This window comes from Streptomyces sp. DI166 (assembly GCF_900091315.1).
Classification (GTDB): Bacteria; Actinomycetota; Actinomycetes; order Streptomycetales; family Streptomycetaceae; genus Streptomyces; species Streptomyces fuscus.
Genome location: NZ_FLSP01000081.1, coordinates 12,487 through 34,396, shown reverse-complemented (window position 1 = coordinate 34,396; position 21,910 = coordinate 12,487). Strand labels below are relative to the sequence as shown.

21 protein-coding genes and 1 pseudogene are annotated in these 21,910 nt (G+C 71.7%); 13 read left to right on the top strand and 9 right to left on the bottom strand.

Annotated elements, in window-relative coordinates; all coding sequences use genetic code 11:
* Positions 1 to 7: 7 nt before the first annotated feature.
* From GA0115233_RS30700 to GA0115233_RS30685, 4 genes are read right to left on the bottom strand one after another with little or no spacing between them, the layout of a single operon-like run.
* A complete protein-coding gene (locus GA0115233_RS30700) occupies positions 8 to 1,522 on the bottom strand; it encodes an ABC transporter permease (RefSeq protein WP_093723584.1) in 1,515 nt (504 codons plus the stop codon).
* Positions 1,519 to 2,379 carry an ABC transporter ATP-binding protein gene (locus GA0115233_RS30695; RefSeq protein ID WP_093723583.1) on the bottom strand — a complete coding sequence of 287 codons (861 nt, stop codon included), beginning with the start codon at positions 2,377 to 2,379 and terminating at the stop codon, positions 1,519 to 1,521. Before GA0115233_RS30695 ends, GA0115233_RS30700 begins: the two co-directional genes overlap by 4 nt.
* Positions 2,376 to 3,191 carry a hypothetical protein gene (locus GA0115233_RS30690; RefSeq protein WP_093723582.1) on the bottom strand — a complete coding sequence of 272 codons (816 nt, stop codon included), beginning with the start codon at positions 3,189 to 3,191 and terminating at the stop codon, positions 2,376 to 2,378. The genes GA0115233_RS30695 and GA0115233_RS30690 overlap by 4 nt, the downstream gene beginning before the upstream one ends.
* Complete coding sequence (locus tag GA0115233_RS30685; RefSeq protein WP_093723581.1) at positions 3,188 to 3,730, bottom strand: RNA polymerase sigma factor; 543 nt, start codon at positions 3,728 to 3,730, stop codon at positions 3,188 to 3,190. The genes GA0115233_RS30690 and GA0115233_RS30685 overlap by 4 nt, the downstream gene beginning before the upstream one ends.
* A gap of 110 nt (positions 3,731 to 3,840) precedes the next feature.
* Between GA0115233_RS30685 and GA0115233_RS30680 the strand changes: the two genes are divergently transcribed.
* The 11 genes from GA0115233_RS30680 to pstB all read left to right on the top strand — a co-directional run bounded on the left by GA0115233_RS30680 (position 3,841) and on the right by pstB (position 15,733).
* Positions 3,841 to 4,227 (top strand): GntR family transcriptional regulator, encoded by a 387-nt coding sequence (locus GA0115233_RS30680; RefSeq protein WP_093723589.1) that lies wholly within the window; start codon positions 3,841 to 3,843, stop codon positions 4,225 to 4,227.
* The gene (locus tag GA0115233_RS30675; RefSeq protein ID WP_093723580.1) at positions 4,224 to 5,111 is read left to right on the top strand and encodes an ABC transporter ATP-binding protein; all 888 of its coding nucleotides are present in this window, start codon (positions 4,224 to 4,226) and stop codon (positions 5,109 to 5,111) included. The genes GA0115233_RS30680 and GA0115233_RS30675 overlap by 4 nt, the downstream gene beginning before the upstream one ends.
* 97 nt (positions 5,112 to 5,208) lie before the next feature.
* On the top strand, positions 5,209 to 6,204 hold the full coding sequence (locus GA0115233_RS30670; RefSeq protein WP_093723579.1) for an ABC transporter permease: 996 nt from the start codon (positions 5,209 to 5,211) through the stop codon (positions 6,202 to 6,204).
* Entirely contained in the window at positions 6,201 to 7,100 is a 900-nt protein-coding gene (locus tag GA0115233_RS30665; protein WP_093723578.1) for a hypothetical protein, read from the top strand. Before GA0115233_RS30670 ends, GA0115233_RS30665 begins: the two co-directional genes overlap by 4 nt.
* A 482-nt stretch (positions 7,101 to 7,582) precedes the next feature.
* The gene (locus tag GA0115233_RS30660) at positions 7,583 to 9,814 is read left to right on the top strand and encodes an RNA degradosome polyphosphate kinase (protein ID WP_176712000.1); all 2,232 of its coding nucleotides are present in this window, start codon (positions 7,583 to 7,585) and stop codon (positions 9,812 to 9,814) included.
* A complete protein-coding gene (locus GA0115233_RS30655; protein ID WP_255310411.1) occupies positions 9,795 to 10,862 on the top strand; it encodes a CHAD domain-containing protein in 1,068 nt (355 codons plus the stop codon). Before GA0115233_RS30660 ends, GA0115233_RS30655 begins: the two co-directional genes overlap by 20 nt.
* A 24-nt stretch (positions 10,863 to 10,886) precedes the next feature.
* Positions 10,887 to 11,318 (top strand): NUDIX hydrolase, encoded by a 432-nt coding sequence (locus GA0115233_RS30650; protein WP_093723575.1) that lies wholly within the window; start codon positions 10,887 to 10,889, stop codon positions 11,316 to 11,318.
* Positions 11,319 to 11,595: 277 nt separating this feature from the next.
* A complete protein-coding gene (gene pstS / locus GA0115233_RS30645; protein ID WP_093723574.1) occupies positions 11,596 to 12,720 on the top strand; it encodes a phosphate ABC transporter substrate-binding protein PstS in 1,125 nt (374 codons plus the stop codon).
* Positions 12,721 to 12,832: 112 nt separating this feature from the next.
* Positions 12,833 to 13,837, top strand: a complete 1,005-nt coding sequence (gene pstC, locus GA0115233_RS30640) for a phosphate ABC transporter permease subunit PstC (RefSeq protein WP_093723573.1) — start codon at positions 12,833 to 12,835, stop codon at positions 13,835 to 13,837.
* On the top strand, positions 13,834 to 14,886 hold the full coding sequence (gene pstA, locus GA0115233_RS30635; RefSeq protein WP_093723572.1) for a phosphate ABC transporter permease PstA: 1,053 nt from the start codon (positions 13,834 to 13,836) through the stop codon (positions 14,884 to 14,886). The genes pstC and pstA overlap by 4 nt, the downstream gene beginning before the upstream one ends.
* 70 nt (positions 14,887 to 14,956) lie before the next feature.
* Positions 14,957 to 15,733, top strand: coding sequence for a phosphate ABC transporter ATP-binding protein PstB (pstB, locus tag GA0115233_RS30630; protein WP_093723571.1), 777 nt, complete (start codon positions 14,957 to 14,959; stop codon positions 15,731 to 15,733).
* Positions 15,734 to 15,864: 131 nt separating this feature from the next.
* Here pstB and GA0115233_RS30625 read toward each other — a convergent pair whose 3' ends face one another.
* Both GA0115233_RS30625 and GA0115233_RS30620 read right to left on the bottom strand, forming a co-directional pair.
* Positions 15,865 to 16,863: an inorganic phosphate transporter gene (locus tag GA0115233_RS30625; protein ID WP_093723570.1), complete on the bottom strand. Its 999-nt coding sequence runs from the start codon at positions 16,861 to 16,863 to the stop codon at positions 15,865 to 15,867.
* 8 nt (positions 16,864 to 16,871) lie between these two features.
* Positions 16,872 to 17,492: a DUF47 domain-containing protein gene (locus GA0115233_RS30620; protein ID WP_093723569.1), complete on the bottom strand. Its 621-nt coding sequence runs from the start codon at positions 17,490 to 17,492 to the stop codon at positions 16,872 to 16,874.
* 188 nt (positions 17,493 to 17,680) lie between these two features.
* Here GA0115233_RS30620 and GA0115233_RS30615 point away from each other — a divergent pair, with 188 nt between their 5' ends.
* Positions 17,681 to 18,019, top strand: a complete 339-nt coding sequence (locus tag GA0115233_RS30615; RefSeq protein ID WP_093723568.1) for a metal-sensitive transcriptional regulator — start codon at positions 17,681 to 17,683, stop codon at positions 18,017 to 18,019.
* 17 nt (positions 18,020 to 18,036) lie between these two features.
* Here the strand turns inward: GA0115233_RS30615 and GA0115233_RS30610 are convergent, their stop codons facing one another.
* Both GA0115233_RS30610 and GA0115233_RS30605 read right to left on the bottom strand, forming a co-directional pair.
* Complete coding sequence (locus GA0115233_RS30610; RefSeq protein ID WP_093723567.1) at positions 18,037 to 18,240, bottom strand: hypothetical protein; 204 nt, start codon at positions 18,238 to 18,240, stop codon at positions 18,037 to 18,039.
* A gap of 88 nt (positions 18,241 to 18,328) precedes the next feature.
* Positions 18,329 to 19,146: pseudogene (locus tag GA0115233_RS30605) on the bottom strand (hypothetical protein).
* A gap of 453 nt (positions 19,147 to 19,599) precedes the next feature.
* On the opposite strand from GA0115233_RS30605, the gene GA0115233_RS30600 reads away from it, so the two are divergent.
* Positions 19,600 to 21,144 carry an FAD-binding oxidoreductase gene (locus GA0115233_RS30600; protein ID WP_093723566.1) on the top strand — a complete coding sequence of 515 codons (1,545 nt, stop codon included), beginning with the start codon at positions 19,600 to 19,602 and terminating at the stop codon, positions 21,142 to 21,144.
* Positions 21,145 to 21,171: 27 nt separating this feature from the next.
* Here the strand turns inward: GA0115233_RS30600 and GA0115233_RS30595 are convergent, their stop codons facing one another.
* The gene (locus tag GA0115233_RS30595; RefSeq protein WP_093723565.1) at positions 21,172 to 21,879 is read right to left on the bottom strand and encodes a phosphatase PAP2 family protein; all 708 of its coding nucleotides are present in this window, start codon (positions 21,877 to 21,879) and stop codon (positions 21,172 to 21,174) included.
* Positions 21,880 to 21,910 lie beyond the last annotated feature (31 nt).

The window sequence follows — 21,910 nt, the reverse complement described above, 5'->3', positions numbered from 1 at the left end:
GCGGCGCTCACTCCTCGCACCCGTTCTTCTCGGTAATGCCCTTCACGCCGACCAGTTCGGCGGCCCGCGCGGTGGTGATGCCCGGTGCCGTCAGCTCCTTCCAGTGCTTCTTCACCAGGGCGGTCACCTCGGCACGCGGCCGGGTGAGCAGCGTGCGGACGACATCGGTCTGCGCGGCCGACATGGAGATCGCCGAGGTCGGCTGGAGCACGATCGCCGAGCCGCTGATGCTGTCGTCGAGGCGGACGTTGCGCAGTTCGTCGATCGGCTTGTCCTGCCAGCCCAGGGAGATCCACATCACGGTGACGACCCGTCCGTCGCACATCGAGGTGCCCTCTTGCTCGGACCCCGCCACCAGGACGGCGGCGACGGCCGAGGAGAACTCGGGGACCCGGGGCCCGCCCCAACGGGTGCCGACGGTGACCTCGTTCGGGGCGTCCAGGGTCTCCAGGGCGCCGTCGGAGGAGAGGCCGTAGCGGGCCTCCACGCGCTGGCGGACGAGGAGCTTCTGGTCCTTCGCCGTGCCGCCCGCGAGTCCTTGGACACCGTCGACGACCTCGGCCCAGGTCCCGATCCGGGGCTCCCACTCCGGGAACGCGCAGTACGTCGAACCGCCGCGCTGCTCACAGGTCTGCTCCGGGTTGAGCGTGGCCTTCTCCCGTGCCGCCGTCAACGAGGCCGGGGTGCCGCCGGACTGGCCGAACGCGCCGGCCAGCAGCAGGGACAGGGCCGCGCCCAGGGCGGCGTAGCAGGTCCGCACCCGGCGTCCGCCGCCCGCCAGCACGGCGAGCGCACCGAGAGTGAGGCCGAGGCCGAGCAGATACAGGGCGTGCCAGGCGGCCGGGCGGCCCAGCAGGTCGGAGGGGAGGGTCTTGCTGCTGCCCTCGCCGACCACCGGGTTCAGCCAGCGCGTGCCCTCGCCGTCCTGCGGGCTCGCCCCGAGCACGAAGAAGAACAGCAGGAACACCACGAGCATCGGGCCGACGAAGGTCGACTTCAGCACCCGTGCCATCAGCACCCCGAGCGCCCCGCACACCAGCACCGTCAGCGGTCCGACGGCCAGTTCGCCCAGGGAACCGTGGCCGACGGCGCCCGGCTTGAGCGCCTCCCAGCCGAACTGGACGCCCACGCACACCGCGGTCAGCAGCACCGCCGGGACGACGGAGAGCACATGGGCGACGGTCCGGCGCCAGGTGTTGACGGGCAGCACCGCGAAGTGGCGTTCGGTGTCGCGGCGCCGCGAGCGCAGCACGGCCTGGTTCACGCTCAGCATCACCGCGAGCCCGACCAGCAGCGGGGTGCTCTGGGTGTCCCGGTCGGCGTCCTGGAGGGCGGGGAAGCCGTGGTAGGAGTCGAGGGTGTGCCAGACGATCCAGGCGATGTAGACCGCGAAGGCGACCAGGACGGGGATGGAGAGCAGCAGGCGCCGCCCCTCCAGGCGGGCGAGGGCGAACACGGCCCCCCAAGCGTTCCGGGGCTCGGTGGTCACGGCGGCGGGCGCCGGCTGGACGAGGGTGGTCATGCGGTCACCGCCATGCCGTAGCCGTCGAGGGTGAGGAGGTAGCCGTCCTCCAGGGTGGGTTCGAGGAGTTCGGCGCCGGGCGGGGGATCGCCCACGTTGCGGAAGGTGCCGGTGCCGGTGCGCCAGCCCGCCTTGGCGTGCGGGGCGCGTTCGGCGCTGCTCCACACCCGGCCGGCCGCCTGGGCGGCCAGTTCGGCGGGGGTGCCGTCGAAGTGGATACGGCCGCCCGCCATCACCAGGACGCGGTGGCAGAGCATGGCCACGTCCTCCGTCTGGTGGGTGGACAGCAGCACGGTGCGGCCCTCGCCCGCCTGGGCGATCAGCTCCCGGAAGCGCATGCGCTGCTCGGGGTCGAGTCCGACGGTGGGCTCGTCCAGGACCAGAAACCCGGGGTCGCCGACGAGGGCGGCGGCGAGCGCGACCCGCTGCCGCATACCGCCCGACAGCTTCTTGATCTTCCGGCCGCGCACCTCGCCGAGGCCGACCTCGTCCAGCACCCGGCGCACCTCGCCGTGGCGGGCGGAGCGCTGGTTGAGCTCCTTCAGGATCGCCACGTAGTCGACGAACTCGAAGGCGGTGAAGTCCGGGTGGAAGCCGGGCGTCTGCGGCAGGTAGCCGAGCCGCCGCCGGACCTCCTGGCGGCCGCGCAGGGAGCCGGGGTCGTGTCCGAGGACGGTGAACTCCCCGCGCTGCGGGGGGACGGCGGTGGCGAGCACCCGCAGCAGGGTGGTCTTCCCGGCGCCGTTGGGCCCGATCAGGCCGGTCACGCCGGGGGTCAGCCGCAGCGAGACCTCATCGAGGGCGCGGGTGCCTCCGTAGTGGAGGCTGAGCCCGGAGGCGGAGACGGTGGAGGTCATGCGGCGCTCCTGAGGAAGACGTCGAATCGGTCACGTACGAGGTAGAGAAGGCCGGCCGCGAGGGCGGCGACCGTGGCCGCGGCGCCCTGTCCGGCCGCGGTGAAGGGGGCGAGGGAGCCGCCGTCGGCCATCGCGTCGGCGATGGCGATCAGCGCCGCCCAGGCGCCGCCGACCAGCGCGGGTGCGAGGACCGGCCCGAAGCGGGGAGTCAGCGCCAGCGCGGTGGCGGTGAGGGCGAGCGCGGGCAGCAGCCAGGCCAGGGCGCGCAGGCCGTAGGAGGGCAGGGCGAGCGTCGCCAGGCCGTTGAGGACGAGTCCGGCGGTGAGCACGGCGACCGTACGGATCATCAGCAGCCGGAACCCGTGCACAGGCGAGACGACCGCCATCTCGTACGTCGGGTCCAGGGCGGGTCCGTAGCTGGCCGCGACCCCGGCCAGGGGAAGCAGCGGTGCCAGGGCGAGGAACAGGGTCGGCGAACCGGAGGAGTGGACCGCGAACACCGTCGCCACCAGCAGGAACACCACCGACGCCAGCCAGGAGCGGCGCAGTACGGGTGTCGCCGCGAGCAGCCGGGCGGTGTGGTCGGCGGCCCCGAGCCGCACCAGCAGCCTCTCGAAGAGCCCTGGGCGGGGCGCGTCCAGCTCGGCGTCCAGGCGCTCCCAGCCGAGGTCGACGGGCTCGCTGACCTCGGCGAGGACGGCCCGGCACTCGGCGCAGGAGGCGAGGTGGGTGTCGGCGGACCAGAGCATGGGGGCCGCCAGTTCGGCACGCGCGTAGGCGCGCAGGTCGGCTTCGGATACGTGCCAGGTCATGCCAGCGCCTCCCGCAGTTGCTTCCGGGCCCGCATCGCCCGTGTCTTGACCGTCCCGGGCGGGATGCCCAGCACCACGGCCGCCTCCCGGGTGGTCAGCCCGTCGACGACCGTGGCCTGGATCACCGCGCGCAGTTCGGGTGAGAGCCGTATCAGGGCGCCGGCCAGGTCCCCGTGCTCAACCCCCGCGAGCACGCGGTCCTCGGCCGACGCCTCCTCCCGGTGCCTGAGCCGGGCCAGTGCCTGCCGCAGCCGGCCGCGCGCCCCGTCGCCGCGCAGTGCGTCGACGAGCCGTCGCGAGCCGATCCGCCACAGCCATCCGGCCACGTCCCCCTCCTCCCGGTAGCGCGCGCTGCCCCGCCACACCGCGAGGAACGTCTCCTGTACGACGTCGTCGACGATGCCGGGGTCGGCGCAGCGGCTGCGCAGCCGCGCCGTCAGCCAGGGCGCGAACCGGCGGTACAGCTCCTCGAAGGCGCGCCGGTCCCCGTCCGCGGCGACGGCGCGCAGCAGATCCCCGTCGCTTCTCGTTTCGCTCACGTCACCCTCATCGGACGAGCCCGGTCGATCGGTTCACGGAATCACGGCTTGACTTTTCCGGGCCACTTCCACCACCCTTTCACTACTCAATTAGTGAAAGGGTGGTGGAAGTGGTCGAGTACCGCATCGACCGGCGCAGCGGCGTCGCCACCTACCTGCAGATCGTCCAGCAGACCAAGCAGGCCCTGCGCCTGGGCCTGCTGGCGCCCGGGGACAAGCTCCCCACCGCCCGGGAGGTGGTGGAAGCCACCGCCATCAACCCGAACACCGTGCTCAAGGCGTACCGCGAGCTGGAACGCGAGGGCCTGGTCGAGGCCCGCCGGGGACTGGGCACGTTCGTCCGCAGGTCGCTGGGCGCCGCGCCCGCCGACTCCCCGCTGCACGCGGAACTGACGGACTGGGCGGCACGGGCCCGCGAGGCGGGCCTGGAGCACGACGACGTGGCGGCGCTCTTCGCCGCCGTACTGGAAGAACACTTCAAGGGGGACGAGGCGTGACCGATATCGCCATCGCGGCGCAAGGGCTGGGCCGGAGATTCGGCCGACGCGGCAGGCGGGCCCTGGACCGCTGCGAATTCGTACTCCCCGCCGGCCGGGTCTGCGCCCTCGTCGGCCCCAACGGCGCCGGGAAGTCCACCCTCCTGTCCCTCGCCGCCGGACTGCTGCGGCCCAGCGAGGGCCGGGTCACCGTGCTCGGGACCACCCCGGCCGGGGCCCGCGAGCGCCTCGCCTACGTCGCCCAGGACAAGCCGCTGCACCCGCACCTCACCGTCGCCGCCACCCTGCGGCTCGGCCGGGAGCTGAACCCCGGGCGTTGGGACGAGTCGGTCGCCCGGCGCATCGTCACCGACGCCGACCTGGACATGGACGCCAAGATCCGCACCCTCTCCGGCGGCCAGCGCACCCAGGTCGCCCTCGCGCTCGCCCTGGCCAAGCGCCCCGAGCTGCTGCTCCTGGACGAGCCGATGGCCGACCTCGACCCGCTCGCCCGGCACCGGATCACCGGCCTGCTGATGGCGGACGCGGCCGAACACGGCACCACGATTGTCATGTCCTCGCATGTGGTGGCGGAGCTGGAGGGCTCCTGCGACCACCTCCTGCTCCTCGGCGCGGGCCGCGTCCGCCTGGCCGGTCCCCTGGACGACCTGCTCGCCGCCCACCGCCTGGTCACCGGCCCCGCCCAGGACAGCCTCGACCCGCACACGGTCGTGGAGTCCCGCACCACGGGCCGCCAGCTCACCGCCCTGATCCGGCCCGCGGGCCCGGTCCCCGCCTCCTGGCAGACCGCCGAGCCCACGCTGGAGGAACTGGTCCTCGGCCATCTGCGCGGCCCGGACGCCCCGGCGCTGAGCCTCACCGAGAGCGAGGAGGCGGCGGCATGAGGAACGCCCTGGCGCACACCGACGTAACCGTGCGCACCCACACCGCCGTGACCGTGCACACCACACCCGCACTCACCCACACCCCGGAGGCCGCCGTATGACCGCCCTCTCCCTGCGCGCCTCCGCCGCCGAGCCCCGCACCCGCGGCCCGCGCGGGCTGGTCTGGGTCATGCTGCGGGTGCACCAGTCGGCGCTGCTGTTCTGGCTGATGCTGGTGACCGTCGCCGCGGGCGGACTGCTGTGGGCGTACGGGCCGGGCGCCGACGCCGCCTGGGCCGAGTACAGCGAGGCGGGGTGCGGCACCACGACGTCGGGCTTCGACTGCGACATGTACGGGACCGCCTTCCAGCGCTACGACAACATCGTCGGCGTCAGCAGCGGCCTCCTCACCCTCGTCCCGCTGCTCACCGCCGCCTGGGCGGCGAGCGCGCTCATCGGACGCGAACTGGAGAACGGCACCGCCCGCCTGGCCTGGACACAGTCCGTGTCCCCGGCCCGCTGGCTGGCCGCCAAGCTCGCCGTCCCGGCCGCCCTGCTCACCGCCGGCATGCTCACGCTCACCCTGCTGCACCGGCTGATGTGGAGCGCAGGCACGGAACTGCACGAGGCCTGGGCCGTACGCGCCTGGGACGACAGCGCGATCTTCCTCACCAACGGCACCACCGCCACCGCCCACGCCCTGCTGGGCCTGGCCGTCGGCGCCCTCGTCGGCCTGCTCCTGCCGCGCGCCCTGCCCGCCCTGGCGGTCGCCTCCGTCACGACGCTGGCCATCGCCGGTGCGCTGGTCGAACTCCGCCCGCACCTGTGGCCGACCGTGACCGTGACCTCCACGGACGACGTCCCCGCCCCCGCCGCCGTGGTCCGCGACGGCGCCCTCACCTCCGACGGCAGCCGAATCCCCCTCCCGGACTGCCTGGGCGAACCCGGCTGCCTCACCAAGCACGACATCACCGGCTACTACGCCGACTACCACCCCACCTCCCACTTCTGGCCCCTGCACCTGGTGGAGACCGGCATCGTCCTGGCCGCCGCGTCCGTGGCCGTCGGCGCCGCCTTCTGGCTGCTCCGCCGCCGCACGGGAGGCGCCGTATGACCGCGATCCCCGTCACCTCCGTACGCACTCCGGGCCGGCTGCCCCGGCCACGGGGCCTGCTGTGGGCCGTGCTGCGGCTGCACCGCGCGGCGCTGGTCGTATGGGGGCTCGCCCTGCTCGCCGCGGCGTCCTTCCTGTTCCGGCTGGCCGCGCTCGCGGACGAGGCCGAGCGGGGCGACAGCGCCTGCGCCGAACCGGCCACCGACGGACTGCCGTCCTGCACGGCGGTCGACGCGATCACCGCGGACGAGACCTACTCCACCGGCATCGCGTTCGTCACCGCCTGCACGGCCTGGCTGATCGTCCCGGTGGCCGCCTGGGCGGGCGGGGCGCTCATCGGGCGCGAACTGGAGAACGGCACCGCCCACCTGGCCTGGACCCAGTCGGTCACCCCGGCCCGCTGGCTGGCCGCCAAGCTCGCCGTCCCGGCCGCCCTGCTCACCCTCGGCACCACCGGGCTGGTCCTGCTCAACGTCTGGGCCCGCGGCGCGGACAACCCGAACCTGGTCGGGGACTGGTACCACCCCGACGTCTTCGTCGGCACCGGCCCCACCGCCGTCGCCCACGCCCTGGCCGGCCTCGCCCTCGGCGCCCTCGCCGGGATGCTGCTCGGGCGGGCGCTGCCCGCCGCCGGTGCCGCCCTCGGGGCCGCGCTGCTCCTGTACAACGCCCTGGATCGGTACCGCGAGTTCCTGTGGCCCACGGTCACCCGGGACACCACCGGCTGGGAGGCACCGCGCTCCGCCTTCCAGGTGGCGGCCGACGGCAGCGAGCTGGCCTTCCACCCACGCTCGCACTTCTGGCCGATCCAGTACGTCGAGAGCGGCATCCTGCTCACGGTCGCGGCCCTCGCCGTCCTCGCCGCGTTCCGGATACTGCGCCGCCGGACCGCCTGATCTCCGGGTCCGTACGTCCCTCCTACGGGGGGAGGGACGTACGGGCCCGGCACGCGCGCGGGCCCCGACGCCCGGGGCGCCGCCCGGTGTTCCGACGCCCCAGGGCACCGCGCCTACGCCCACCGGGCCCAGACCGACCGACGCCCGGGAGCCACCCCGCCTACGCCCACCGAGCCCAGGCCGGCCACAGGCGACCCGACGCCCGAGGGCCGCCCCGGATACCGTCGGTCGACCAGGCCCAGGCCGGCCTCGCGTGCGCTCCGACGCCCGGGAGCCGCCCCCCGGTGTCCCGCCCGCCATGTCGCCGTAACCGCCGGTTCAAACAGCCTTGCGACGCTCGGCGAATGAAGCCCGCCGTGCCCGCGCCTTCGCCGCCTCCCGAGGGAGTCAGGAGGGACGGAAAGGCCCGCCGTCTCGCCGCCGTCCTCCCTCCCACGACTTCCGACGCGCCTGTATCGGCCATGGCGCGGAAGAATGGGTCCATGAGTCAGCAGAACGCCCAGGCACCGGCCCAGCACGCGCAGCCCTCCGTGGGCTCCATCGCGGCCCACCGCTCGCGCACCGTGGCCGGTTCGGTCTCCGATCTCGAACCCGACATCGACGCCGACCTCGACGCCTACGAGGAGTCCCCGGCCGACGGTGCCCCCCTGCCCCAGGGCCGTTTCCTGGACCGGGAACGCAGCTGGCTGGCGTTCAACGAACGGGTCCTCGAACTCGCCGAGGACCCCACCACCCCGCTGCTGGAGCGGGCGAACTTCCTGGCCATCTTCGCCAGCAACCTCGACGAGTTCTTCATGGTCCGGGTGGCCGGTCTCAAGCGCCGTATCGCCACCGGCGTCGCCACCCGCTCCGCCTCCGGCCTACAGCCCACCCAGGTGCTGGAGATGATCTGGGCCCGGTCCCGGGAGCTGATGGCCCGGCACGCCGCCTGCTTCCACGAGGACGTCGCCCCCGGCCTGGCGGAGGAGGACATCCACCTGGTCCGCTGGAACGAGCTGACGGAGAAGGAGCAGGCCCGCCTGTTCACCCTCTTCCGGCACCAGATCTTCCCCGTGCTGACCCCGCTGGCCGTCGACCCGGCCCACCCCTTCCCCTACATCTCCGGCCTCTCCCTGAACCTGGCCGTCGTGGTGCGCAACCCCGTCAGCGGGCACCGTCACTTCGCCCGCGTGAAGGTCCCGCCGCTGCTCTCCCGGTTCCTGGAGTCCAGCCCCGGCCGCTACGTCCCCATCGAGGACGTCATCGCCGCGCACCTGGAGGAGCTGTTCCCGGGCATGGAGGTGCTGGAGCACCACGCCTTCCGCATCACCCGCAACGAGGACCTGGAGGTCGAGGAGGACGACGCCGAGAACCTCCTGCAGGCCCTGGAGAAGGAGCTGATGCGGCGCCGCTTCGGGCCGCCGGTGCGCCTGGAGGTGGAGGAGTCCATCGACCGCGAGGTCCTGGACCTGCTGGTGCGCGAGCTGAAGATCACCGAGGCCGAGGTCTACCCGCTGCCCGGCCCGCTGGACCTGACGGGCCTGTTCCGGATCGCCTCCCTGGACCGGCCCGAGCTGAAGTACCCCAAGTTCGTCGCCGGCACCCACCGCGACCTCGCCGAGGTCGAGTCGGCGTCCGCGCCCGACATCTTCGCCGCCCTGCGCAGCCGGGACGTGCTGCTGCACCACCCGTACGACTCCTTCTCCACCTCCGTGCAGGCCTTCCTGGAGCAGGCGGCCGAGGACCCGGACGTCCTCGCCATCAAGCAGACCCTGTACCGGACCTCCGGCGACTCCCCCATAGTCAACGCCCTCATCGACGCGGCCGAGGCGGGCAAGCAGGTCCTCGTCCTGGTCGAGATCAAGGCCCGCTTCGACGAGCACGCCAACATCAAGTGGGCCAAGCGGCTTGAGGAGGCGGGCTGCCATGTCGTGTACGGCCTGGTCGGTCTGAAGACCCACTGCAAGCTGTCCCTGGTGGTCCGTCAGGAGGGCGACACGCTACGGCGGTACAGCCACGTCGGCACCGGCAACTACCACCCCAAGACAGCGCGCCTCTACGAGGACCTCGGCCTGCTCACCGCCGACCCGCAGGTCGGCGCGGACCTGTCCGACCTGTTCAACCGGCTCTCCGGCTACTCCCGCCGCGAGACCTACCGCCGTCTCCTGGTCGCCCCCAAGTCCCTGCGTGACGGCCTGATCTCACGGATCAACAAAGAGGTCCAGCACCACCGCGCGGGCCGCCCCGCGTTCATCCGCATCAAGGTCAACTCGATGGTCGACGAGGCCATCATCGACGCCCTCTACCGCGCCTCCCAGGCGGGCGTACCGGTCGACGTCTGGGTACGCGGCATCTGCGCCGTGCGCCCGGGGGTCGCGGGCCTGTCGGAGAACATCCGCGTCCGCTCCGTCCTCGGCCGCTTCCTGGAGCACTCCCGCGTCTTCGCCTTCGGCAACGGCGGCGAGCCCGAGGTGTGGATCGGCAGCGCGGACATGATGCACCGCAACCTCGACCGCCGTATCGAGGCGCTGGTCAGGGTCACCGACCCGGCCCACCGGGCGGCCCTGAACCGGTTGTTGGAGACCGGCATGTCCGACACCACCGCCTCCTGGCACCTCGGCCCGGACGGCGAGTGGACCCGGCACGCGACCGACGCGGACGGCCAACCCCTGCGCAACGTCCAGGAGATGCTCATTGACGCCCGGAGGCGCCGACGTGGCACAGCAACACCCTGACGGGGAGGCCCTGGAGAGCTACCTGCGCACCCAGGCCACGGAGTTCCTCCGCGCGCTCCGCCTCCTCCGGGAGGCGGGCGTGGGTGACGGCGCCGGAGCCACCCTGCTCCGGCCCACCCGCCGCCTCACAGCCACCCTCCACACGTACGGCCCCCTCCTCACCCCCACCTGGACGGACAGCCTCCGCCCAGAACTGACCTGGCTGACCTCAACACTGACCCAGGAACACACGTACGCGGCCCGCTTGGACCGCCTCCTCACGGCCCTGCACCGCTTGTCGGGCACAACGGTGCCGGGCCAGAGCTCGATCACCACCCCAGCTACGGGCAGTCGTGCCGCTGGGGCGGCCCCCGCAGCCAAAGCAGCGACACCCCGCCCGCGCGGGCAAGCCACACCCCCCACGGCACCCCCAGCCCCCGGCCACCTCCCCACCGACGGCTCCCCCGGCTCCCCCACCCCCGGCGCCCCCAAGGCCGCCGCCCTCCTCACCCGCCGTCTCACCCTCGCCCGCACCCGAGCCCACAGCACCGCCCTCCAGTCCCTGGACTCCGCCCGCTTCCACGCCCTCGCCGACACCATCGCCGTACTGGCCAGCGAGGTCCCCCTGACGAGAACCGCCCGAACAGCAGACCTCCGCCCCCACGCCACCGCAGCCGAGGAGCGCCTCACCGAGGCAATCGCCGCCCTCCCCCCGGTCACCGCCCCCGGCCTGCCCCCCGACCCGCACCCGCACCCCCACGACACCCCCTGGCACCAGACCCGCCGCCTCCTCCGCCTGCACCGCTACGCCCGCGAAGTCCTCCACCCCCAGCACAACCCCCCGGAAGACGAACGCCTGCTCACCGCCACCCGCACCCTCGACCGCCACCAGGACGCCGCCGAGGCAGCCGCAGAGGCCGCAGCAGCCGCCCGCACCCCCCGCATCACCCCCGCCACGGCCTACGCGCTCGGCGTCCTCCACGCCGACCAGCGCCACGAGGTCGAAGCCGCCCGTTTCGCTTTCCAGCAGACCTGGCGCACCCAGAAAGTCGCCCTCACCGCACGCTGACACGACGGACGAAGGAGGCGCCCCGTGACATCCCCCACCGACGACCGCGATCGCGACCGCCCCGTCCAGGCCGCCGGCTGCGTCCTGTGGCGCCGCTCCCCCGCCACCGGCGAGCTGGAGATCTGCCTCGTCCACCGCCCCAAGTACGACGACTGGTCGCACCCCAAGGGCAAGCTGAAGCGCACCGAGGACCCGCTGGCCGGAGCCCTGCGCGAGGTCGAGGAGGAGACCGGCTACCGGGCCACACCGGGCGCGGAGCTTTCCACTGTCCGCTACATGGTCGACGCGCGCCCCAAGGAGGTCCGCTACTGGGCCGCCGAGGCAGGCCCCGGCACCTTCGTGCCCGGCACCGAGGTCGACCGCATCGCCTGGCTGACCCCCGAGGCCGCCCGCCGCAGGCTGACCCAGCCCCGCGACCGCGCCCTCCTCGACGAGCTGGGCATACCCACCCGCTGAGCCGCCGCGGGCGCACCGCACCGCACCGTCCTCAGGGGTTCACCCCCCGTTCATTCACGCCCATCGGCGCCTTCACCTGCCCTGCCTAATTTCGGCCTTACGCGGTAAGGAACGCGGTCCCGAACAGGCCCGAGGACAAAGCCCGAGGACAAAGCCCGAGGGCAACGGCCGAGGACAAGGCCGAGGACAAGGCCGAGGACAGGACCCCGCCCCCGCCGCCCAGACTTCGCACGCCGCCGGATTCAGGACGGCGGCTCCCGGAAGGAACTCCCTCAAAGTGAAGCTTCAGCGCATGAACCGGCGGGCCCTCGCTCTCGGTGCTCTCGCCGTCTCCGGCGCCCTGGCCCTCACGGCGTGCGGCTCCGACGACACCGGCGGCAGCGGCAACGGGGACGCCGCCGCCAGCGCGCAGGCCGGCAACATCAAGTGCGACGGCGCCACGGGCCAGCTGCTCGCCGACGGCTCGTCCGCGCAGAAGAACGCGATCGACGCGTGGGTGAAGCAGTTCACCGCCGCCTGCAAGGGCGTCCAGATCAACTACAAGGGCGGCGGCTCCGGCGCCGGTGTCACCGCGTTCACGCAGGGCACGGTCGCCTTCGCGGGCTCCGACTCGGCGCTGAAGCCGGAGGAGATCACCGCCTCCAAGGAGGTCTGCGAGGGCGGTCAGGGCATCGACCTGCCGATGGTCGGCGGCCCGATCGCCGTCGCGTACAACGTCGAGGGCGTCGACAACCTCGTCCTGGACGCGCCGACCCTGGCGAAGATCTTCAGCGACAGGATCAAGAACTGGAACGACCCGGCGATCAAGAAGCTGAACCCCGAGGCCGACCTGCCCGACCTCAAGATCCAGGCGTTCCACCGCTCCGACGAGTCCGGCACCACGGACAACTTCACCAAGTACCTGATCGCCACCACCCCGGACAACTGGAAGTACGAGGGCGGCAAGGCCTGGACCGCACCCGGCGGCCAGTCCGCGTCCGGCTCCTCCGGTGTCGCCCAGCAGGTCAAGCAGACCCCCGGCGCGATCAGCTACATGGAGCTCTCCTACGCCAAGGACTCCTCCGTCGTCGCCATCGACACCGGCGCCGGTGAGCCGGTGAAGGCCTCCGTCGAGGGCGCCACCACCGCCATCGCCGACGCCAAGATCGTCGGCACCGGCAAGGACCTGGCCCTGGAGGTCAACTACGCCACCAAGGCCGAGGGCGCCTACCCGATCACTTTGGTGACGTACGAGATCGTCTGCGACAAGGGCAACAAGGCCGACACCCTGCCGACGGTGAAGTCCCTCCTCACCTACATGGCGAGCGAGGACGGCCAGAAGATCCTCGCCGAGAACGACTACGCCCCCATGCCCGACGAGATCATCACCAAGGTCCGCGAGACCGTCGCCGGCCTGAGCTGACCCGAGTGCGGCCCGGTCCCCGGCGACCGGGCCGCACCGTCCGGTGCACCGCCGCCAGGAGCCGTACGGACGCGCAAGCGCGCCCGCACGCGGCTCCGCAGACCGGAGAATCATGGACACCACACAGATAACCGACGCACCACCCCCGAGTCCCCGCCCACCGGTGCTCGTGCCCGGGCGCGCCGCCCGCGCCGCCACCCGCCCCGGAGACCGCGTCTTCCTCGGCCTCGCCCGCGGCTCCGGCATCTTCCTGCTGCTCGTCATGGCCGCCATCGCGGTCTTCCTGACCTGGCGGGCCGCCGCCGCGATCAGCGAGGACGAGGGCAACTTCCTCACGACCTTCGAGTGGAACACCGCCGGGACCGAGCCGGTCTTCGGCATCGCGGTGCTGGCCTACGGCACGGTCGTCTCCTCGGTCATCGCCATGCTGATCGCCGTCCCGATCGCGGTGGCCATCGCCCTGTTCCTCACCCACTACGCCCCCCGCAGGCTGAGCGGCCCGATCGCCTACGTGATCGACCTGCTCGCCGCGGTGCCGTCCATCGTCTACGGCCTGTGGGGCGCCCTGATCCTCGTGCCGCACATGAACGGCCTGTTCGGCTGGCTGGACGACTACCTCGGCTGGACCGGCGTCTTCGACTGGGAGGGCGGCCCGGCCCGCTCCATGCTCACGGTCGGCATCCTGCTGGCGGTGATGATCCTGCCGATCATCACCAACGTCAGCCGTGAGGTGTTCCGTCAGGTCCCGCGGATGCACGAGGAGGCCGCGCTGGCCCTCGGCGCCACCCGCTGGGAGGTGATCCGCATGGCGGTGCTGCCCTTCGGCCGTTCCGGTGTGATCTCCGCCTCGATGCTGGGCCTCGGCCGCGCCCTCGGCGAGACGATGGCGGTCGCCACCGTGCTCTCCCCGGACTTCCTGATCCACGGCAGCCTGCTCAACCCGGGCGGCGGCACCTTCGCGCAGAACATCGCCAGCAAGTTCGGCGAGGCCGACGAGTTCGGCCGGGACGCGCTGATCGCCTCCGGTCTCGTTCTGTTCGTCATCACCCTGCTGGTCAACGGCGCGGCCCGCGCGATCATCGCCCGCCGCAAGGAGTACTCGGGGGCCAACGCATGAGCACCGTCGTCCAACACCCCGGCTCCCTCAAGGGCGCCCGGCTGCCGAAGTGGTCCCCCTGGGCGATCGCGGGCGGCTCGGTCGCCGTCTCCGTCGGCCTGGGCCTGGCCGCCGGCATCGAGAGCCGCATCCAGTGGGGCCTGATCGCCTCGCTGCTGTTCGTGCTCGGCACGTACGTCCTCGCCGCCCGCGTCGAGGGCAGGCGGCAGGCCAAGGACCGTATCGCGACCTCGCTGGTCTGGGTCGCCTTCCTGCTGGCCGTGGTGCCGCTGTTCTCCCTGGTCTGGTCGACCGTCGAGCGCGGTGTGAAGGTCCTCGACGTCTACTTCCTCACCCACTCCATGGGCGTCGTCGGCGACAGCGAGCCCGGCGGCGGCATCTACCACGCCATCATCGGCACCCTGGAGCAGGTCGGCATCGCCACCCTGATCGCGGCGCCGATCGGCGTGCTCACCGCGATCTACCTGGTCGAGTACGGCCGCGGCGCCCTGGCCCGGGCCGTCACCTTCTTCGTCGACGTGATGACCGGCATCCCCTCGATCGTCGCCGGTCTGTTCATCCTCAGCCTGCTGCTGATCCTCGACATGAGCTTCTCCGGCTTCGCGGGCGCGCTCGCCCTGGCGATCCTGATGATGCCGGTCGTGGTGCGCTCCACCGAGGAGATGCTCAAGCTCGTCCCGAACGAGCTGCGCGAGGCGTCCCTGGCCCTGGGCGTGCCGAAGTGGCGCACGATCCTGAAGGTCGTCCTGCCGACCGCGGTCGGCGGCATCACCACCGGCGTCATGCTGGCGGTCGCCCGGATCGCCGGTGAGACCGCGCCGGTCCTGCTGCTGGTGTTCGGCAACCCGTTCATCAACAACAACCCCTTCGACGGGGCGCAGGCGTCGCTGCCGCTGTACATCTACCAGCAGTACGCCAACAGCGCGGGCTCCGAGGCGGCGTACGACCGCGCCTGGGCCGCCGCGCTCACCCTGATCGCCTTCGTGATGATCCTCAACCTCGCGGCCCGCGGCATCGCCCGCTGGAAGGCCCCGAAGACCGGTCGCTGACGCGGCCACCCAGCGACCGAGCGCCGGACGCGACCGGCGCCACACCTTCCCGAAAGAAGCAGTGATACCCATGGCCAAGCGCATCGACGTGAGCGGCCTCAGCGCCTACTACGGCCCCTTCCGCGCCATCGAGGACATCTCGATGACCGTGGAGCCCCGCTCCGTGACCGCCTTCATCGGCCCCTCCGGCTGCGGCAAGTCCACCTTCCTGCGCACCCTGAACCGGATGCACGAGGTCACCCCAGGCGGCCGGGTCGAGGGCAAGGTCATGCTGGACGCCGAGGACCTGTACGGCACCGGCGTGGACCCGGTGACCGTGCGCCGCGAGGTCGGCATGGTCTTCCAGCGCCCGAACCCGTTCCCGACGATGTCGGTGTACGACAACGTCGCGGCGGGCCTGCGCCTGAACGGCTCGTACAAGAAGTCGCAGCTCGACGACGTCGTGGAGAAGTCCCTGCGGGGCGCCAACCTCTGGAACGAGGTCAAGGACCGCCTCAACAAGCCCGGCTCGGGCCTGTCCGGCGGTCAGCAGCAGCGCCTGTGCATCGCCCGGGCCATCGCGGTGGAGCCGAAGGTGCTGCTGATGGACGAGCCCTGCTCGGCCCTGGACCCGATCTCCACGCTCGCCATCGAGGACCTGATCGGCGAGCTGAAGCAGCGGTTCACCATCGTCATCGTGACGCACAACATGCAGCAGGCGGCCCGCGTCTCGGACCGCACCGCCTTCTTCAACCTGGCGGCCGTCGGGCAGCCCGGCAGGCTGATCGAGATCGACGACACGGAGCGCATCTTCTCCAACCCGTCCGTCCAGGCCACCGAGGACTACATCTCGGGCCGGTTCGGCTGACAGACCCCTCGCGGTGCTGCATGGCGGTGCCACCGCGGGGCACAGAGAGGGCCCGTTCCCCGAGTTCTCCCGGGGGACGGGCCCTCCGCCGTGACGTTTCTCCTACGCCCCGGCACGACGCGGCGCGTCCGCTACAGGAACGCCAGGTCCACGATCCCGAACGACGCCGCGGCCACCACCGCCGCGGCCGGCATGGTGATGAACCAGCCCAGGACGATGTTCTTGGCGACGCCCCAGCGCACCGCGTTCACGCGCTTGGTGGCGCCGACACCCATGATCGCCGAGGTGATGACGTGGGTCGTGGAGATCGGCGCCTTGAACAGGAACGCCGTGGTGAACATGATCGACGCGCCGGTGGTCTCGGCCGCGAACCCCTGCGGCGGGTCCAGCTCGATGATCTTCCGCCCCAGCGTCCGCATGATCCGCCAGCCACCGGCATAGGTGCCCAGCGACAGCATCACGGCACAGGCGATCTTCACCCACACCGGGATCGGATCGCCGTAGTCCTCGACATCGGCGATGACCAGGGCCATCACCACGATGCCCATGGTCTTCTGGGCGTCCTGGAGACCGTGACCGAGGGCCATACCGGCCGCCGAGACGGTCTGCGCGATCCGGAAGCCGCGCTTGGCCTTGTGCGGGTTGGCCCGCCGGAAGATCCACATGATCGCGGTCATGACCAGGTAACCGACGACCAGACCGACGATCGGGGAGACGAACATCGGGATGACGACTTTCTCCATCACCCCGCTCCAGTACACGGTGGTGCCGCCCGCGAGCGCGGCCCCGACCATGCCGCCGAAGAGGGCGTGCGAGGAGGACGAGGGCAGCCCGAAGTACCAGGTGATCAGGTTCCAGGCGATGGCGCCGACGAGCGCGGCGAAGAGGATGCCCATCCCCGTCGAGCCCTCGGGCGTCTCGATCAGGCCCTCACTGACGGTCTTGGCCACGCCCGACCCGAGGAAGGCACCGCCGAGGTTCATCACGGCGGCCATGGCCAGCGCGGCCCGCGGCGTGAGGGCGCGGGTGGAGACGGAGGTGGCGATGGCGTTCGCCGAGTCGTGGAAGCCGTTGGTGTACGTGAAGAAGAGCGCGACCCCGATGGTCACGACCAGAGCGAAGGTGTCCATGGACGCGCTCAGGACTCCTTCACGGCGATCGTCTCCACCGTGTTCGCCACGTGCTCGAAGGCGTCGGCCGCCTCTTCCAGGACGTCCACGATCTGCTTGAGCTTGAGGACCTCGATGGCGTCGTACTTGCCGTTGAAGAGATGTGCGAGCAGCTTGCGGTGGATCTGGTCCGCCTGGTTCTCCAGCCGGTTGACCTCGATCCAGTACTCGGTGAGGTTGGCCATGGTGCGCAGGTTCGGCATGGCCTCGGCGGTCAGCTCGGCGGCCCGGGCGAGCACCTCGATCTGCTGCTCGACGCCCTTGGGCAGTTCCTCGATGTTGTAGAGGACGACCAGGTCGACGGCCTCCTCCATGAAGTCCATGATGTCGTCGAGGGACGACGCGAGGGAGTAGATGTCCTCGCGGTCGAAAGGCGTGATGAAGGAGGAGTTCAGCTGGTGGAAGATCGCGTGCGTGGCGTCGTCACCAGCGTGTTCCGCTGCCCGCATACGCTCCGCGATCTCGACCCGGGCGGCGGAATCCGCCCCGAGCAGTTCCATCAGGAGTTTCGAGCCCGTGACGATGTTGTCCGCGGACGCGGCGAACATGTCGTAGAAGCTCGTCTCCCTGGGGGTCAGACGAAAGCGCACGTGGGGTCCTCGGGGTGCTTCGGTTTCGGTCAGGCTGATGCTAGGCGCATCATCCGGCCACGGCTAATGGGCCGTCCCCCAGTGTCGCCCATCAGGCACAGTGATCATCACGGGGGCGTACCAAGGGCCCTATACCCAGCAAAGTTCGGTACGATATACCCAGTAGGGGTATATGTCTGGAGGACGCGATGACGACGACCGAGGCCGGCGCCACGGCGCCCTCCGAGCAGGCGCACGACCACGCCACGCACGGTTACCACAAGCAGAAGGACGAGCACCTCAAGCGGCTGCGCCGGATCGAGGGCCAGATCCGGGGTCTGCAGCGGATGGTCGACGAGGACGTCTACTGCATCGACATACTCACCCAGGTGTCGGCCTCCACCAAGGCCCTGCAGTCCTTCGCGCTCCAGCTCCTGGAGGAGCACCTGCGGCACTGCGTCGCGGACGCGGCGGTCAAGGGCGGCGACGAGATCGACGCGAAGGTGGAAGAGGCGACGAAGGCGATCGGCCGGCTACTGCGGACGTGAGGCCGACCGGCCGGAAGTCACCGCTGCGATCTTGCGGGGTCGGCGCCGGGGCCGGGCAGACGGTCCCGCTCCTCGGCCACCCGCAGCACCTGGTCGATGCTCTCCATGCTGAGCCGGTCCTCGGCGGCCGAGGCCGCGATGATCAGTTCACCGCACAGCTCGATCTCGGCGAGGGCCACGTGGTCCTGAACTGCCGTACCGCCGACCGGAGCCACGCGCATCACCTCTTCTCTGCCGTTACCGACTTCCTAGAGTAGGGAGAGGTCTACACACCGCGCATGGCACGGACGGGCTAGTTCTTGACGACCCTCACTCTTCCGCGATACGCCCCGCGAAGATGTCGTCACGGTCCGGCAGCCGTACGTCCACGTCGACGCCGAACTCGTACAGCAGGGTGGTGGAGGCGACGTCGACGGGCCGTTCCTGCTGCCCGTTCACAAAGCTGAACCGGTGCCGGATCTTCCTGACCCGCCCCTGCTCGTCGAGGTACACATCGAACGGAACCCGGGGAGTGGCGAACCCTTTCGCCGCCGCGGCCAGCGCGTCCCGCGGCCCCTCGGAGGCCCGCCGGGCGGCCCGCCCCAGGTCGGCGACCCCGCGATAGTGCCGCACGTCGACCCCGCCGACCCGCTCCGCCCCCATGTACCGGACGTCCCGGGCGCCGCGCAGGATCTCGGCGGCGGCGAGCGGATCGGTGGCGCCCCCGGTGACCAGATTCCCGTCCGCCATGGACCCGGTCTCCACCCGCACCCACTTGTCCTCGGGAACCCCGGCCCCCGGTTCTTCATGAACAGCGCGCCGGGCGCGAGCAGCTCGGTAATGGGCTGCCGCGTGGGGTCCCCCGCAGGCCCCTGCGGCAGCGACACCTTCAACTGCCCGACCTGCTCCCGGAAGTCGTAGACCCCGCGCCCCCGGATGGTCACCCGGGTCCCCCCGGCAGCCATCTCCATGGAGGTGCGCGCCTTGGAACTACGAGCCCGCACCAGTTCGGCAGCGGCCCCCCGCACCACGGCGGCCCCTTCCTCACCACCCCCGTCCGGCACGGCCTCACCACACCCCCCGGCCACCATCACAACCCCGGCGGCGGCGACAACCGCCCCCCTACGCCTGAACTGCCGCTCCGCCATCGCCTGCCTACCCCCCAGTCCGGTACGTCCGTCACGGGCCCCCACCGCTCCCCTTAACGACGCCCACCAGCCCCCGTAACGCCCACCCGAACCCACCCAGCCCGACCCGCAGACCACAACTCAGCCCGTCCGGCGCTTGAGGAAAAGGCCCGTTCAGGGCCGACACCCCCCAACCCCCCACCCACCCGCAGACCACAACTCAGCCCGGCCACCCCACCCACCCGCAGGCTACGCGAGCCCGGCCATCCCCAGCCCGTCCGGCGCTTGAGGACGAGGCCGTTCAGGCCGATGGGGGTCCAGGGGGCGGAGCCCCCTGGTGGGGTCGAAGGGGCGAAGCCCCTGGAGGTGGGACGGGTAGGGGCGGCGGGGGCGTAACTTGCTCGGAGGCGCGGCGGCGATGGAACCCCCGCCCCCACCACCCCGTCTCGTTCCACGTAACCCAGGGGAGGCGACATGGAACGGCGTACCTTCATCGCAGCCGGCGCAGCCGCACTCGCGAGCAGCACCACCGCCGCCTGCACAGGCACCGAGAGCAAGAGCAAGCCCAAGACCTCCACCCCTAACTCCACCCCCGCCGCCGCCACCTCCCGCGCCCTCTCCTGGCCCGCCCTCGCAAAGGACCTCGACGGCACCCTCGTCCGCCCCGGCGACACGGACTGGCCCAGCGCCCGCCAGCTCTACAACACCCGCTTCGACACCCTGAAACCGGCCGCGGTCGCCTACCCGGCCCACCCGGAGGACATCCGCACGGCCCTCGCCCACGCCCGCAAGAACAACATCCGCGTGGCGATCCGCAACGGCGGCCACTCCTACGCCGGCTGGTCCTCCGGCAACAACCGCATGATCATCGACGTCTCCGAGCTGAACCGCGTCCGCACGGGCAACGGCACCGCGGTCATCGGCGCGGGCGCCAAGCTCATCGACGTCTACCGCGCCCTCGCCGCCAAGGGCGTCACGATCCCGGCCGGCTCCTGCCCCACCGTCGGCGTCTCCGGCCTCACCCTCGGCGGCGGCCACGGCGTCGTCTCCAGGGCGTACGGCCTGACCTGCGACAGCCTGACCTCCGCCACGATCATCACGGCGGACGGCAAGCAGCTCACCGCCGACGCCACCCACCACAAGGAGCTCTTCTGGGCCCTGCGCGGCGCGGGCAACGGCAATTTCGGCGTCGTCACGGAACTCCGCTTCAAGACCCACCCCGCGCCCCAGGCGGTCACGGCGTACCTGTCCTGGCCGTGGTCGAGGGCGGCCGCCGTACTGAAGGCATGGCAGGAGTGGGGCCCCACCCAGCCCGACGAGATCTGGTCCTCGCTGCACCTCGCCAACGCCGCCGGCGGCACCCCCACCGTCTCCGTCGCCGCCTTCTCCCTCGGCACCTACGGCGAACTCCAGAACGCCGTCGACCGCCTGGCCGACCGCATCGGCGCCCCCGCCACCACCGTCACCCTGCGCCGCCGCTCCTACGAGGAGTCGATGGAGCTGTACGCGGGCTGCTCCTCCTTCACCTCGGACGCCCAGTGCCACCTCCCCGGCAGCACCCCGGGCCGTTCCCCGCAGGGCGCCCTGCAGCGCGAGACGTACGCGGCGAAGTCGGACTTCTTCGACCGCTCGATCTCAGAGGCGGGCGTCCAGGCCCTGCTGGCGAAGATCAAGTCGGTACGCGGTGGCTCCGGCAGCATCGCCCTCACGGCACTCGGCGGCGCCGTGAACCGCGTCGACCCCACGGCCACGGCGTTCGTCCACCGCCGCTCCCGCATGCTGGCCCAGTACATCGCCGCGTGGCGGGCGGGCACGAGCGGCACGACGGCCCAGTCCTGGCTGACCGAGGCGCACACCGCGATGCGCCCGTACGCATCGGGCGCGGCGTACCAGAACTACACGGACCCGACCCTGAAGAACTGGCGCACGGCGTACTACGGCGACGCGGCGAACCGGCTGACCCGTCTGAAGCGGGTGTACGACCCGAACGGCTTCTTCAGGTACCCGCAGTCACTGTGAAGGACTCGGGCACGCCAGCCATGCCCCTCAGGCCGCCAGATCCCGCTCCTCGCTCCCCGCGCTCTCCTTGCGGGCGCCCGGAACGAACGCCCCCTGCCCGTCGTACCCCGCCTTCCGCGACCGGATCAGCCACGCGCCCCGCCGCGACCGCCCGATCGCCTTCATCAGCGGAGTGAGCAGCGCCGAGGCGACCGGCGACAGGAGCAGGGTGACGGCCGTGCCGAGGGCGAACCCGCCGATGACGTCGGTCGGGTAGTGCACACCCATGTAGACCCGGCAGAAGCCTTCGAGGAGCCCGAGCAGGAGTCCGACGAGACCGAACTTGCGGTTGGCGACGAACAGTCCGACGCCCATGGCCATGGTGATCGTCGCGTGGTCGCTGACGAAGGAGTAGTCGGTCTTGCCGGAGACGAGGACTTCGAGTCCCTGATGGTCGAGGAACGGCCGCGGCCGTTCGACGAAGCCCCGGATCGGCACGTTCACCAGCACCGCGACGGCCGCGGCGAGCGGCGCCCACACCAGCGCGGCGACGGACGCGGGCGCGTCCTCCCCGCCCTTGCGGCGGACAGTCATCCAGCACCACAGGATGAGCGCGATCATGGCGAAGAGCAGGCCGTACTCGCCCACGTACTCCATGACGCGGTCGAACCACGGCGGTGCGTCCTTGGCCAGGCCATTGATGTCGTACAGCAGCTCGACGTCAGGGTTCGACCCGGATGCGGCGAGTCCAGCCATGATGCTGCGGCCCCTTCGTCGTCTCTCTCAC